Genomic DNA, 14,013 nt, shown 5'->3' with positions numbered 1-14,013 from the left:
TTTGAAAATCGATTTATTCATTCGGCACCCATGTGTCTTTGGTTTCCAAAACGGTGCGTTCGATCGTCTTGACAACGTTTCGTTCGACGATCAGCTGCGCCTGATTGATGGTCGTATAAATGGCTCTGGCGTTGGAGGAACCATGCGCTTTGATCACGGGCGCCGCCAGCCCAAACAAACAGGCGCCTCCGTAGCTCGAATAATCCATCAACGCTTTGATGCCCTTTAATTTCGGATACAAAAACATCGCGATCAGTTTCGAATAAAGCGAATTCGTCAGGTTGCGCTTGATGAGCGTGAATAAGGACAGAGCCGAGCCTTCGATGCATTTAAGCACCAAATTTCCGGAAAAACCGTCGCCGACAACGATGTCCGCAACGCCCATGAGCAGATCGCGCGACTCGACGTTGCCGACAAAATGAATCGGCGCTTGTTGCAACAGCTCAAACGCCTGCTTGCTCAATTCATTGCCTTTTCCAGGCTCTTCCCCGATGTTCAACAGTCCGACGCGCGGGTTCTTCTTGCCGAGCACTTTTTCCACGTAGATGGAACCCATGATCGCGTATTGCAACAGATGTTCGGGCTTGGCGTCCATGTTCGACCCGGCGTCGAGCAGCAGAAAACCTTGGCCTTCATTGATCGTCGGAACGGTCGGCGCGAGCGCCGGGCGATGGATGCCGTTGATCCGGCCGACTTCCAAAAGCCCCGCCGCCATCAAAGCACCGGTGTTGCCCGCGGATATGACGGCATCGGCCCGTCCTTCTTTCACCTCTTGAATGGCGAGAACCATCGAGGCTTTTTTCTTTTTGCGAACGGCCCGCACCGGTTGATCGTCCCCGTGAATCACTTCCGTCGTATGTATAATGCGGATGCGCGGATGATCTTTTATCAACGGACGAATCTTGCTTTCATCGCCAACGAGCGTGAACGTCAACTCCTCATGTTCATCGGCGGCTTGCAGCGCCCCCTTCACGATTTCTTCAGGCGCGTGGTCGCCTCCCATGGCGTCAATCGCGAGCTTCACAGGCTGATTTCCCTCCTTTGGAGCGAGAGCGATACATGGTGAAGGTGCCTTGAAACACCAATTCCCGGTTGACGAAACTGTCAACTTTTACCACAGTAAAGTCGCCCTCGTCTCGAACCACGTTTGCCTTCGCGACGACCCGTTCGCCCTCTCTCACTTGCCTTTTAAAAGTGATGACGCATTTGGCCGTGAGCGCGAATTCGTCGTCGATGACGGCGACCGCCAACGAATTGGCCTGAGCGAAGAGATGGTGACCGCGGGCGATGCCGGTGCGCGAAAAGACGTGCTCCTTTTTGATGTCCAATATGGAAATCGCGCTTTTATCCAGTTCGAGGTCAATGACATCCCCGATCACCTCTTCGGGAGCGAGCGCCCGCACTTTTTCGAATTGCTGTTGAGCGACGCTCTTTATGCGTTCCCGAAGCTCCGGGATCGACAATTCCATTCGGTCAAGGCGGATCGTCTGCACGCTGACCTGAAACTTTTCCGCCAATTCTTCATCGGTGACAAAAGGCGTTTGCCGTATCGTCTCGAGCAATAGCTTTTGCCGTTCCCGTTTTGTTCTCTTCATGGTGTCACCGCCGTGATCGTAATTTTTGCATCAAAGGCAAACGATTATGACTAGGTACTAATAGTAATATATAAAAACGGTTAATAACTTTCAAGAGTCAGGGGCGCCTCGCGTCACCGGGAAGATTCTCCATAGAGCGGCCCGCGCCGCACGATATGCGGCCTGATGGCCAAGGCTGCCGGCGAAAAACACGCGTCGGGGCGCGTCGGCAAGCGAATCATGAGGATCTTAAAGTCAAAGCGTCCGCCATGATGATATACGGACCGGATTTTTAGTCCAAGCGGTCGCCGGCAAAAACCCCTTCTTTTTTCAGCCAATTCCGCAATTCTTCATAGGCCGGGTCACGCCAAAACGCCTCGGATCGGATCATCTCCGCGGCGTCGCGGCGGGCGACCTCCAGCGCGCGGTAGTCGTGAATGAGATCGGCGATTTTAAAATCGGGGAGCCCGCTTTGTTTGATGCCGAACACGTCGCCCGGTCCCCGCAGTTTAAGGTCGTATTCGGAAAGCTTGAAGCCGTCGGCCGTCTCCGTCATGATCCGCATGCGTTCGCGGCTCGCCTCGGATTTGCCGTCCGCGATCAGGATGCAGTAGGCCTGTTCATCGCCGCGGCCGACGCGGCCGCGCAATTGATGGAGCTGGGCCAGCCCGAAGCGTTCGGCGTCGTAGACGACCATGACCGTCGCGTTCGGCACGTTGACGCCGACTTCGATGACCGTCGTCGAAACGAGGACTTGCGTGCGGTTGGCCTTAAAGTCGCTCATCGCCCGATCCTTCTCTTCCGGCGTCATTCTTCCGTGCAACAGCCCGACTTTGTAATCTTTGAAAACGGCTGACAGCCGGGCGTGCACGTCGATGGCGTTTTGCAGATCGAGCTGTTCGGATTCTTCAATGAGCGGGCAAATGACGTACGCTTGCCGACCTTTTTGCAGTTCTTTTAACATGAAACGCAACACCGCGTTCAGCTGCTCATGCTTGACCCAAGTCGTGCGCACGGGTTTTCGGCCCGCCGGCATCTCGTCAATCGTCGAAATGTCCATGTCGCCGAAGGCCGAAATCGCCATCGTCCGCGGGATCGGCGTGGCGGTCATAAACAAAACGTCAGGGTTAATGCCCTTCGCCTTCAAAGCCCGGCGTTGTTCAACGCCAAAGCGATGCTGCTCGTCAGTGACGACGAGGCCTAAATTTTTAAAACGCACCGCTTCCTGAATGAGTGCATGGGTTCCGACGACGACGTCTATCCCGCCGTTTGCCAAGTGTTCAAGGAGCGCTTGACGGCGTCTGCCCTTGACGGTTCCGGTCAGCAACGCGACGGTGACGCCGTGCGGGGTGAGAAGGCGATCCAGGCTCTCGGCGTGTTGTTCGGCCAAAATCTCCGTCGGCACCATCAAGGCCCCTTGGAAGCCTGCCTTGGCCACGGCGTATAGCGCGATGGCGGCCACGACCGTTTTGCCGCTGCCGACATCGCCCTGCAGCAAACGGTTCATGCGATACGGCGCTTCCAGATCAGCAAGGATCTCGTCGATGACGCGGCGCTGCGCCCCCGTTAAGGAAAAAGGCAAGCCTTCAATAAAAGTATGGACCGCGTCCTTCGGCACTTTGATGGAGCGACCGCTGCCCGATTGCCGGTTGAAAGATTTGAGCGCCTGCATTTTCAACTGAAAGAGCAAAAATTCTTCATAAACCATGCGCCGACGCGCATGTTTCAATTCCGTCCCGTTCTGCGGAAAATGCAAGGCGCGGATGGCGTCGCCGCGGCTCGGAAGCTTGTACATTTCGCGAAGCTCAGGCGGCAGCGGATCCCGTTCGGACATCACCGACCCATAGCGTTCGAGCGCGGCGCGAATGATTTTTCTCAAGCCCTTGGACGTCAAACCGTCCTTGACGGAATAGACCGGTTCATAGGCTTCCGTGCGGTCAAGGGAGCCAAATTTGAGTTCGTTGACCGTGATGCTGAGGGCGTAGGCGTCCCATTTTCCGGTGACGGTGACGGTGTCGCCGACCGCGAGCCGTCGCTTCAAATACGGCCGGTTGAAGACGACCGCCTTGACGAGATAGCGGCCGGACAACAGGCGAAAGGTCAGCCGCGACTTTTTCTTACTAAAAAAACGGAGAGAAGGCTCGCTTTGAACCTTCCCTACAATCGTGATCTTTTCTTCGTGTTGCGCGTGCGCCAAATCCTTGATTTGGTAATTTTCATAGCGATGAGGGAAATGCTCGAGCAGTTCGCCGACGGTGCGGATGTTGAGTTCATTGAGCGCTTCGGCCGTCTCCGGGCCGACGCCCCTGACGGCGGTCACCGGGATTTCGTCGATCATGCACGGGAACGCTCCCCTGAGGCCGCCGGACCGAAGATTTTCTCCGCGAGCCGGAGTCCCGTCGGCGTCGTCGCCAAACCGCCTTCCGCGGTTTCCTTAAATGCCGACGGCATCCGCTGACCGACGCGATGCATCGCTTCGATGACTTCATCGCACGGAATCCGGCTCTTGACGCCGGCCAACGCCATGTCGGCGGCGACCACCGCGATGGCCGCGCCCATCGCGTTGCGCTTCACGCAAGGCACCTCCACCAAACCAGCGACGGGATCGCAAACGAGGCCGATCATATTTTTCAAAGCGATCGCCGTCGCTTCCGCGCTTTGCGCCGGGCTGCCGCCGGCCAGCTCCACCGCGGCCGCAGCGGCCATGCCGGCGGCCGATCCGACTTCCGCCTGACAGCCGCCGCTTGCCCCGGAGATCGAAGCGTTGTTGGCGATGACGTAGCCGACGGCCCCGGCCGTAAACAGAAAGCGGATCATTTGTTCGCGGGTCGGAGAGAGCTTCGGAGCGAGACCGAATAATACGCCGGGAACGACGCCGGCCGATCCCGCGGTCGGCGTTGCGCAAATCGTCCCCATCGCCGCATTGACTTCATTGGTGGCGACGGCCTTGCTGACGGCGTCGAGTATGCGCTCCCCCGCCAGCGTGCGCCCCGATTGAATATAATTTTGGATCAGAACGGCATCTCCGCCCGTCAATCCGGAATGGGAGCGGACTTTTTCATGAATGCCGCGCTCGACCGCGGCTTCCATGACTTTCAAATTGTTCTCCATCTGCGCAAAGATTTCTTCCTTCGTCCGGTCGAACTCCTGCATCTCTTTGCGAATCATCACTTCGGAAATCGGGATGCGCTCGCGCTCCGCAATGGCGACGAGCTCGGCTACCGTGCGAAACATGGCTCCTCCTCCTTTATGCGCAGTACACGACCTGCCGGCGCGCTCAAATTTGCCGGTCAATCCAAGGTGGCGACCTTTAACATGTTCGGCAGGCGGGATATTTCATCGGCCACGCGGGCGTTGACCGGCTGATCGGTTTCGATGACCATGAGAGCCGTCTGCCCTTTTTTCCGGCGCGACACTTCCATGTAAGAAATGTTGATTTCGTGACGGGCAAGCACCGTCGCCACCGCGGCAACCGCACCGTGTCGATCATGATGGACGACGAAAATGGCCGGCTGGTTTCCGGTGAGCTTGAGCGGATAGCCGTTTAACTCCGTGATCATGATCTTCCCGCCGCCGATCGAAACGCCGACGACTTCCATGCGATCGTCGCCTTTTTCCAAAATCAAGCGCGCGGTGTTCGGATGTTCGGGCTCTTCGTCGTCCGGAACGAACGTCACCTGCATGCCGGCCTTCTCAGCGTTTTGCAGCGCGTCCACGATCCTTTGGTCATGGGTATCGTAATCGAGCAAACCGCCGACGAGCGCGACGTCGGTGCCGTGGCCTTTATAAGTTTTGGCAAAGGACCCGTAAAGATGAATCGTCACCCGTTCGGGCTGTTCACCAAAGATGTGGCGGGCGATCCGGCCGATGCGCGCCGCCCCGGCCGTGTGGGAGCTGGAAGGGCCGATCATGACGGGACCGATAATATCAAAAACGCTCCGATATTTCATCGTTTTCCTCCTTCGCCATCATTCCACCGCGATCAAATAATCGAAAACGGGTTGTCCGCCATCTTGGACGTCGACTTCGAGATCTTCATTCAATCGGCGGACGCTTTGGGCCAATTTGTCGGCTTCCTCGCGATTCACCGCTTCACCGTAGATGATCGTCACGAGTTCATCCTGTTCATCGACCATTTTATTCAGCAATTTTTCCGCCGTTCGCGCGCGCTCCGGATCGTTCGTGACGATCTTTTTTTCAAAAATGCCGATGAAATCGCCTTTTTTGACCGCCGTGCCGTCGACGGTCGTGTCGCGAACAGCTTGCGTCACTTGGCCGGATTTGACCCGTTGGGCGGCGGCCGTCATCCGCTCGGCATTTTCCTGCAAATCCGCCTCGGGATTGAAGCTGAACAAAGCGGAAAGGCCCGCGGGAATCGACTTCGTTTCCACGACGACCGTCGGAATTTCCGCCACTTCGGCCGCCTGTTTGGCGGCCATGATGATGTTGCCGTTGTTCGGCAGGACGATCGCTTGTTTCGCTTTGGTCTTTTGAATGGCGGTGAGGATGTCTTCCGTGCTCGGATTCATGGTTTGACCGCCCGCCAAGACGACCGTCGCCCCGGCGTCTTTAAACAACGCCTCCAAACCTTTTCCGGAGGCGACGGCGACGATGCCGATTTCCAAATCGCCGCCGTCGCCGTCCTGCGCCGCGGCATTCTTGCCGTCTTCGTTCGCTTCAGAGCCATGGGCGCCCGTAACCGTCCGGCTGTCGTTCACCAATTGCCCGTGCTGTTCCCTCATGTTTTCGATTTTTATTTTAACGAGTTCGCCATGCGCTTGGCCGAGCGTCAACATCTCACCGGGTTTTTCCGTATGGATGTGCACTTTCAAAAGTTCTTCGTCGCGCACGGCCAATATGGAGTCGCCGTCGCGGGACAAGCGAAGGCGAAAGGCGTCGAGATCAAAACGTTCCGGATGGTTGAGACGGACGATGAATTCCGTACAGTAACCGTAGCGGATCTCTTCGGTCCTCATCACTTCCTGGGGACGGTGAACCGCGGAAAGATCGCCTTGGGCATCCGTGCGGGGGCGCGCCGGTGTTTCGCCCTTGAGGGCGGCGAGCATGCCTTCAAAAATGGCGACGAGCCCGCTCCCGCCGGAGTCGACGACTCCCGCTTCCTTTAACAACGGCAGAAGTTTGGGCGTCGCCTCCAGTGCCGTTTTCGCAGCGGCCAAGGCGGCTTCCGTAACCTCCACAAGGTCATCGGTTTTTCTCGCCCTTTTCACAGCCGCGCGGGCCGCTTCCCGGGCAACCGTCAAGATCGTCCCTTCTACCGGCTTCATCACCGCTTTGTAAGCGGTTTCTGTTCCGCTTTGAAGCGCTTCGGCCCACGTTTTAGCGTCCAATCCCTTTTCGTGTTCCAACGCTTTCGCGATGCCCCGAAACAATTGGGACAAAATGACGCCCGAGTTGCCGCGTGCGCCCATGAGCAACCCTTTGGCGAAGACCGCGGCGACCTGTCCGACCTCGTTCAGTGCCTTTTCCGTCCGCAATTGCCGAACGCCCGACTGCATGGTCAACGCCATATTCGTTCCGGTATCCCCGTCGGGAACCGGAAACACGTTCAAGGCGTTGATCGATCCGGATTGGGCGGTGATCGACTCCGACCCTTGTTCGAGCATATCCATAAATGTCAATGCATTGATCTTGATGCTTTCCACCCTTTTTCCTCCCGGATCACTCGTTCGTCAAACGCACGCCTTGGACATAGATGTTGATGGCATCCACTTCGATCCCGAGCATCTTGTCCAACGTGTATTTGACCTTGGTTTGCACATTGTGGGCAACTTCGGAAATTTTCGTTCCGTAGCTGACGACGATGTACAAATCGATGATGACCTCACCGTCTTCATGGCGTACGACGACGCCGCGGCTCAGGTTCTCCTTTCCGAGCAATTCGGACAATCCATCCTTGATTTGCCGTTGCGACGCCATACCGACAATCCCGTAACAATCGACGGCGGCACCGCCGGCAATGGTGGCAATGACGTGGTCGGTCACATCTATAACGCCGTAATCGGTTTTCATTTCTATGGCCACTGAGGTCCATCCTTTCTTTATGGTCACTAACGCTATTTTACTATAATCAAATGGGTATTAAAAGCCGGTGGGGGCATGCGACCGGACGAAAAGAGGCGGTCCCCGGCGAAAATCGGATCGATGCCTTGTAAGGCGCGCCCATCAGTGGTATAATACTCGCGTATTTGTTTTGAAATGATCGAACGGAACGGATTATCCGTCGTGTAAGGAGGTCAGGACATTGGGAAAAAAATGTTACGTTACCGGTAAAACGACGAAGTTCGGTCAAAACCGTTCTTTTGCGGAAAATAAATCCAAGCGCAAATTCAAGCCGAATCTCCAAAGAGTCCGCATTCTCGTTGACGGCAAGCCGAAACGCGTGTACGTGTCCACCAAAGCTTTAAAAGCCGGAAAAGTGGAACGCGTTTAACAAAAAAGCACCCTTGACGGTGCTTTTTTGTATTATCCTTTTCGCAGACCCAAAATCGCCCTGATGAAACCGCCGAGGAACCTCGGCAGCTTGATCGTATAAAACTTCATCGATACTCCTCCTTGCGATGCCCCGTGTCTCCTTCTATAATCCTATAAAAGACGCGATTCTTATTAATATAGTATATTCACGGAATCTAAAATAGTACCACATCGCCCGTGTTTTTCGCTCAACCGGCGTCCTTGCTTTGCACCATGAGAACGATGCCTTGGCCGACGATGACCTTGGCCGTCTCCGCCGTCCATTCGTTGCTGATGCAAAGGGAGGATCCCCATGTCAGCTCCGCATCGTCGAGCGGATATTTGACCCCCGACAGCGAGAGGCCGCTCGCTTTCGGCGTCAAGGCGATGAAGGAAAGGTAAGGGTGATCGTCGCTCCGCGGCACATCATATGTGCCGGGCGGTAAAACGGCGGCGATATTTTGCGCGTCGATCAAAAACATTTCCGTCCGAGAACGCACCGCTTTGAGAAGGAGTTGGACGTTCATTAGGGTATGATCCAAACGCCCGCCGGTCGCCCCGACGATCCAGCATCGCTCGGGCTTTTGCGTCAAAACCCAATCGACGGCGATTTCCAAATCGGTTTTATCTTTTTCGGCGGGGAACACCGCAAGGTCAAGGCCGCGGGCCTGCAAAAAGGCGCGTTCGTCCGCGCTGATCGAATCAAAGTCGCCGAACGCCTTAACGGGGCGGATGCCGCGTTGCATCAGGCGAAAGGCGCCGCGGTCGACACCGACCCAGCGGACATTCGCAAAACGCGGATGCGTCAAATCCGGCAAATGAGCGGGAGGACCTCCCGCAAGGATGGCATAGTCCATCGCTAGGACCGCCTTGTGAGCATATTCGGCATGATCGCGGCCAATATTAAAATGACGATCAAATCGGCGACGACGCTCGGCCCCATGTAAGTGCCGTTGTAAATTAAAGAGTAAAGCGCGACCGGCTGCCCGTGCGGGGCATTGGAGGCATAGAAAACGATGCCCGAGACGTAATGGCTGAGAAAGCGCATCACGCCGGCGACGACGGTCCCCAATCCGGCCATAAACATCGTTTTGGCCTTAGTCTCATCGGCTTTGATCCGGGCGATCGCCGCCGTGCCGACCAACAAAAAGGCCAGCCCGTAATCCAACAGAAATTGGATGATATTCATAAAATAAGGGCCCATGATAAAATTGACGATGCCGTACACAAATCCGGCAAACATTCCCCAAGCCATGCCGCGGCGCAAGCTGAAAACGATGATCGGCACCATTTCCAGCGAAACCGAACCGCCCGCGGCCCACGGCCCGCTGAATTTGACGAGGTTCAAGAGCGCGCCGAGGGCAACGACCAGCGCCCCTTCGACGAGGATTAACGTGCGTTCGCGTTGAGACATGAACCATTCCCCCCTGTTTTTGCGGACGTTCTCTTTTCGTCCGCGCAAAAGAAAACAGCCGCATGCCGCGCTGGGCATACGACTGTCGTCCCTCCAACATTTCGTACACCACAATCCCTACGCAGGCATGATCCCGATGCAGGTTCGATGGGTCGGAAGTTACACTTCCCTCTCAGCCTTTAACAAAGACTCCCCATGTGGTCCTTCCGCTATTCATTTGCCATTTTCATTATAGCCTGCGCAGTTCTTCAATGGCAAGCATCCGGTCGCTTTCATTGAAAATCGCCGTGCCCGCGACGAACTCCGTCGCGCCGGCGATATAACAGTGGCGAATCGTCTCCTTGTTGATCCCCCCGTCCACCTCAATCGGTATCAACCGGGAAGCCTCTTTAAGCAACCGGCTGGCTTCGGAAATTTTTTCGATCATTTGCGGGATAAACGCTTGCCCTCCGAAGCCCGGATTGACGGTCATGATTAAAAGAAAATCGAGATCAGGCAAAACATGGCGTATCGCAGAAACCGGAGTGGCCGGATTCAAAGCCACGCCCGCGCGAGCGCCGTTTTCTTTGATGAGTTGAAGCGTGCGGTGCAAGTGCCGGCACGCTTCAACATGGACCGCGATGCGGTCGCTGCCGGCCTTGACGAAATCCGGAATGTAGCGATCGGGATCCTCGATCATCAAGTGAACGTCCAATTCGCAACGCGTGCGCGGGCGCAGCGCGGAAACGACGTTTGGCCCCATCGTGATGTTGGGAACGAAGTGGCCGTCCATGACATCGATATGGATCATTTCCACTCCGGCTCTCTCGACCGATTTCACTTCATCGGCGAGATTTGCAAAGTCGGCTGCCAAGATGGATGGAACGATTCGGATCATCTAATATCGCTTCTTTCTTGATGATATTTCTTCATAAAACTGCAAGTAATGGCGATATCTCCGTTCCGATATCCCGCCGTTTTCCACCGCTTCCTTCACCGCGCAGCCTGGTTCGGCGCGATGGGTGCAGCCGCGGAAACGACAGGACGAAGCCAAACGAACCATCTCCGGAAAATACTGCGGGAGGCCGTCGGCTTCGATGCCGGCGAATTCCAATGCGCTGAAGCCAGGCGTGTCGGCGACATCCCCGCCGCACACTTCCAAAAATTCCACGTGGCGCGTCGTGTGCTTCCCCCGCCCCAACGCTTCGGAAATTTCTCCGGTTCGGATCGACAGCTCCGGATTTAAAGCGTTCAAAAGCGAGGATTTGCCGGCGCCGGTTTGTCCGGCAACGACACTCGTCTTATTTTTGAGCAACGGTTTCAAGGCATCCAGTCCGGTTTTCTCCGTGCTCGAAATCATGAAAAACGGGTAGCCGATCTCCTCGTACACCCGGGCAACCTCGCGGAAACGGGCGAGCTCTTCCTCATTTAACAAATCGATTTTGGTCAGACAGATCACCGGCTCGATGCCCTCCGCCTCGACGTGAACGAGAAAGCGGTCCAAGAGTCCGTCGTCAAAGTCGGGCTCCTTGGCCGAAAACACGAGCAGAGCCTGGTCGATGTTGGCGACGGGAGGGCGTATCAAAGCGTTCTTTCGGGGTTTGATCGACAAGATGTATCCGTCGGTCGGGGAAGACGCTTGGAATTCCACCAGATCCCCAACCAACGGCGTGATTTTCTTTTTGCGAAAATTGCCGCGCGCCCGGCATTGAAAGACGGACGCCCCATCCCGGACGTAATAAAATCCGCTGAGCGCTTTGATAATTTTCCCGTTCGGCAAATTAATCCACCCCATCCAAATCGTCATACCGGATCGTCTCTTGCCGGACGAGTTGGCCGTCGACGTACACTTGATAGCGCGCCGACCCACCCGGCGCAATCGTGAGCGGAAGATTATAGGTTTTCGTTTTCTTGATCGTTTCGTCCGCGAACAATTTTTGCTCGTTGTTCATATCCGAGAAATAGATCTGGACGTGGACGCCGTCTTTATCGGGCTTATCCCCGCCATCGCCGCCGTCAACCGCCACCGTGATGTTTTGGATGGTCGTCTTCGCCTGCGCTTTTGGGCCCTTCGAAAGGTAAACCGTGACGGTTTTCCCGACGGCCAGTGCCGTTCCCGGGGACGGATCGGTTTTCATGACGTGATCTTTTTCCACATTGTCGGAATAGCCACCATCGGCAAACGTGACGTCAAAACCGGCCGCTTTCAAGCGGCTTTCGGCGTCATCTTTGGACAGGCCGGTGAGGTCCGGCACCTCGGCCGTCTCAGGACCGGTGCTGTAAGTCAGCTCCAAAACGGTTTCCTGCGGCACGATTTGTTTGCCGGCTTCCGGTTTTTGCGAGATGATTTGGCCTTCCGGCACATCCGTCGAAGGCACGCCCTTCCAAATCACGTCTTTATACTTATTGTCTTTCAGCAATTGCTCGACGGCATCTTTCGAATAGCCGATGTAATCCGGCACCTCTTCTTCTTTCGGACCTTTGCTGACATAAATCGTCACGGTCGAGCCCGGGGAGACTTCTTTTCCAGCTTTCGGATTCTGATCGACGACGATGCCTTTCGGCGCATGTTCATCGGTCACGTTTTTCTTTTTCGCCTTCAACTGATGATCGTCCAGGAGCTCAAGCGCTTGATCCAACGTTTTTCCCTTGAGAATCGGCACTTTGACGTGGTCGGCGGCAAAAAATTTCGGGAGCACGAAAATGCCGGCGACGGCGAGAATGGCGATGATCAAGGCGGCGATCACCGCGGTGAGCACCCGCTTTTTTTTCTTGCCATTTTTGCCGCCCTTGTTTTTGTTTTTATTTTTGGGCTCCTTCTTCGGTTTTTCGACTTCCTTCTCGTCGTCAACCGCCGCTTGGGGAGCGACGGAGGCGCCAGTGCCGATAAGCTGGGACTTTTCTGCGTCGTCGGCGGGCGGGATGATCCTTGTCGCGTCCGCGTCGTGATCATCGAGCAGCTGGATTCTCGGTTCATCGATGCGCGACGGATCGAGCGCGGTGCTTAAATCGTCATAAACGTCCCCGATGGTGTCGTAACGATCTTCCGGATTTTTCGCCAGCGCCCGGATGATGATGTTTTCCAAGCTTTGCGGAATCGAAGGGTTGATGTCCCGGGGCAAAACATAAGGTTCACTCAGATGCTTAAGTGCGACGGTGACCGGCGATTCGCCGGGAAACGGGAGCTGCCCGGTCAACATTTCATACATGACGATGCCGAAGGCGTAAATATCCGATTTGATGGTGGCCACGCTGCCTTTGGCCTGCTCCGGCGACAAATAGTGGGCACTGCCGATAATGGAATTCGTATAGGTGATCGTCGCCCCCGTCGTCGCGAGCGCGATCCCAAAATCGGTGACCTTTACGCGATCGTGTTCGTCGATCAAAATGTTTTGCGGCTTAATGTCGCGGTGGACGATGCCGTGCTGATGAGCGTGTTCGATGGCCGAGGCGATCTGCTTTAAGATGTAGACGCTGTTTTCCGGCGGTACCGGCGCGAATTCCTTTATGTAAGCCTTTAAGGTGACGCCGTCCACGTATTCCATGACGATATAATACAAGTCGCTTTCGTCGCCGATGTCATAAATGTTGACGATATTGGGATGGGAAAGGCTCGCGACCGCTTCGGCTTCCCGGCGAAAGCGGCGGATGAACGCTTCATCGTTGGAAAACTCCTGGCGCAAAACCTTTACCGCGCACAACCGGTCCAGGATCAAGTCTTTTGCTTTATAGACGACGGCCATCCCCCCGTCACCAATGCGCGACAATATTTGATAACGTCCGTTTAACCGTTTTCCTATCATTGTTCTCCACCATCATCATTTTCGACAATCGTTATGGTAATGTTGTCCAAACCGCCTGCCTCATTGGCGAGGGCGATGAGCCGTTCCGCCTTTTCCTCAAGCGTTCCTTCCCAGCTTAAAACCTCGACAATCGCTTGGGGAGGAACCATATTGGAAAGCCCGTCGGAACAAAGAATCAAACAGTCCCCCGACGACCACGAGATCGTCGTCACGTCGATCGCCGTGTCTTCTTCCGTGCCGAGCGCCCGCGTCAACATGTGCTTCATCGGATGGCGATCGGCGTCTTCCTCGGAAAGCTGCCCGGATTTCATCAATTGGTTGACGAGCGAATGATCTTCGGTGACTTGCATGAACGCGCCGCCTTCGCGGAGAATATAGCAACGGCTGTCCCCGACGTTGGCGATCGTCACCCGATCTTTCTCGCAAAGGGCGGCGACGATCGTCGTTCCCATGCCCCGGCATTCGGCGTGGGCGTTGGCATAATTATAGATATATTTATTCGCCCGTTTAACGCTTTTTTTCAACCAGTCGGCAACGGCCGCCTCATCGCCGGAAATGTCGGTCGTCTCCCAATCGCCCGTCAAGGATTCCAAGGCTAGGGCGCTCGCGACTTCCCCGGCTTGTTCGCCGCCCATCCCGTCGGCGACGACCGCGAGGACATAGCCTTCCTTCGTAAACACGCCGCCGTTGTCTTCATTGTGCTCGCGGATTTTTCCGCAATCGGTTCTAAAAACGGATTTCATCTTGCCACCCCTTATTCAAACCGCATATC

15 protein-coding genes and 1 riboswitch are annotated in these 14,013 nt (G+C 55.7%); of the genes, 1 reads left to right on the top strand and 14 read right to left on the bottom strand.

Annotated elements, in window-relative coordinates; translation table 11 throughout:
* Nucleotides 1–13: 13 nt before the first annotated feature.
* From plsX to CCB157_RS06225, 7 genes are all read right to left on the bottom strand, one after another.
* Nucleotides 14–1,024 carry a phosphate acyltransferase PlsX gene (gene plsX, locus CCB157_RS06255; protein WP_077615051.1) on the bottom strand — a complete coding sequence of 337 codons (1,011 nt, stop codon included), beginning with the start codon at nucleotides 1,022–1,024 and terminating at the stop codon, nucleotides 14–16.
* Nucleotides 1,008–1,595 carry a transcription factor FapR gene (gene fapR, locus CCB157_RS06250; RefSeq protein WP_077615050.1) on the bottom strand — a complete coding sequence of 196 codons (588 nt, stop codon included), beginning with the start codon at nucleotides 1,593–1,595 and terminating at the stop codon, nucleotides 1,008–1,010. The genes plsX and fapR overlap by 17 nt, the downstream gene beginning before the upstream one ends.
* Before the next feature lie 271 nt (nucleotides 1,596–1,866).
* Nucleotides 1,867–3,912, bottom strand: coding sequence for an ATP-dependent DNA helicase RecG (gene recG / locus CCB157_RS06245; RefSeq protein WP_077615049.1), 2,046 nt, complete (start codon nucleotides 3,910–3,912; stop codon nucleotides 1,867–1,869).
* On the bottom strand, nucleotides 3,909–4,808 hold the full coding sequence (gene sdaAA / locus CCB157_RS06240; RefSeq protein ID WP_077615048.1) for an L-serine ammonia-lyase, iron-sulfur-dependent, subunit alpha: 900 nt from the start codon (nucleotides 4,806–4,808) through the stop codon (nucleotides 3,909–3,911). The genes recG and sdaAA overlap by 4 nt, the downstream gene beginning before the upstream one ends.
* A gap of 56 nt (nucleotides 4,809–4,864) precedes the next feature.
* Complete coding sequence (sdaAB, locus tag CCB157_RS06235) at nucleotides 4,865–5,524, bottom strand: L-serine ammonia-lyase, iron-sulfur-dependent subunit beta (protein WP_077615047.1); 660 nt, start codon at nucleotides 5,522–5,524, stop codon at nucleotides 4,865–4,867.
* Nucleotides 5,525–5,542: 18 nt separating this feature from the next.
* Nucleotides 5,543–7,204 carry a DAK2 domain-containing protein gene (locus CCB157_RS06230; RefSeq protein WP_077615128.1) on the bottom strand — a complete coding sequence of 554 codons (1,662 nt, stop codon included), beginning with the start codon at nucleotides 7,202–7,204 and terminating at the stop codon, nucleotides 5,543–5,545.
* A 49-nt stretch (nucleotides 7,205–7,253) separates the two neighbouring features.
* On the bottom strand, nucleotides 7,254–7,616 hold the full coding sequence (locus CCB157_RS06225) for an Asp23/Gls24 family envelope stress response protein (RefSeq protein ID WP_077615046.1): 363 nt from the start codon (nucleotides 7,614–7,616) through the stop codon (nucleotides 7,254–7,256).
* Nucleotides 7,617–7,836: 220 nt separating this feature from the next.
* Here CCB157_RS06225 and rpmB point away from each other — a divergent pair, with 220 nt between their 5' ends.
* A complete protein-coding gene (rpmB, locus tag CCB157_RS06220) occupies nucleotides 7,837–8,025 on the top strand; it encodes a 50S ribosomal protein L28 (RefSeq protein ID WP_077615045.1) in 189 nt (62 codons plus the stop codon).
* 32 nt (nucleotides 8,026–8,057) lie between these two features.
* Here the strand turns inward: rpmB and spoVM are convergent, their stop codons facing one another.
* The 7 genes from spoVM to CCB157_RS06185 all read right to left on the bottom strand — a co-directional run bounded on the left by spoVM (nucleotide 8,058) and on the right by CCB157_RS06185 (nucleotide 13,984).
* Nucleotides 8,058–8,135 carry a stage V sporulation protein SpoVM gene (gene spoVM, locus CCB157_RS18320; RefSeq protein ID WP_077615127.1) on the bottom strand — a complete coding sequence of 26 codons (78 nt, stop codon included), beginning with the start codon at nucleotides 8,133–8,135 and terminating at the stop codon, nucleotides 8,058–8,060.
* A gap of 119 nt (nucleotides 8,136–8,254) precedes the next feature.
* Entirely contained in the window at nucleotides 8,255–8,902 is a 648-nt protein-coding gene (locus CCB157_RS06210) for a thiamine diphosphokinase (protein WP_077615044.1), read from the bottom strand.
* 2 nt (nucleotides 8,903–8,904) lie between these two features.
* On the bottom strand, nucleotides 8,905–9,459 hold the full coding sequence (thiT, locus tag CCB157_RS06205; RefSeq protein ID WP_158077229.1) for an energy-coupled thiamine transporter ThiT: 555 nt from the start codon (nucleotides 9,457–9,459) through the stop codon (nucleotides 8,905–8,907).
* A gap of 96 nt (nucleotides 9,460–9,555) precedes the next feature.
* A riboswitch (TPP riboswitch) is annotated at nucleotides 9,556–9,665 on the bottom strand.
* 23 nt (nucleotides 9,666–9,688) lie between these two features.
* Nucleotides 9,689–10,336: a ribulose-phosphate 3-epimerase gene (rpe, locus tag CCB157_RS06200; RefSeq protein WP_077615042.1), complete on the bottom strand. Its 648-nt coding sequence runs from the start codon at nucleotides 10,334–10,336 to the stop codon at nucleotides 9,689–9,691.
* Complete coding sequence (rsgA, locus tag CCB157_RS06195; protein WP_077615126.1) at nucleotides 10,337–11,218, bottom strand: ribosome small subunit-dependent GTPase A; 882 nt, start codon at nucleotides 11,216–11,218, stop codon at nucleotides 10,337–10,339.
* Nucleotide 11,219: 1 nt separating this feature from the next.
* Nucleotides 11,220–13,241, bottom strand: coding sequence for a Stk1 family PASTA domain-containing Ser/Thr kinase (gene pknB, locus CCB157_RS06190; RefSeq protein WP_077615041.1), 2,022 nt, complete (start codon nucleotides 13,239–13,241; stop codon nucleotides 11,220–11,222).
* Entirely contained in the window at nucleotides 13,238–13,984 is a 747-nt protein-coding gene (locus CCB157_RS06185; RefSeq protein ID WP_077615040.1) for a Stp1/IreP family PP2C-type Ser/Thr phosphatase, read from the bottom strand. The genes pknB and CCB157_RS06185 overlap by 4 nt, the downstream gene beginning before the upstream one ends.
* Nucleotides 13,985–14,013 lie beyond the last annotated feature (29 nt).

This window comes from Caenibacillus caldisaponilyticus, from assembly GCF_002003465.1.
Classification (GTDB): domain Bacteria; phylum Bacillota; class Bacilli; order Bacillales; family Sporolactobacillaceae; genus Caenibacillus; species Caenibacillus caldisaponilyticus.
Note: the sequence above shows the minus strand (reverse complement) of the source record. Positions and strands in the feature narration are given on the sequence as shown.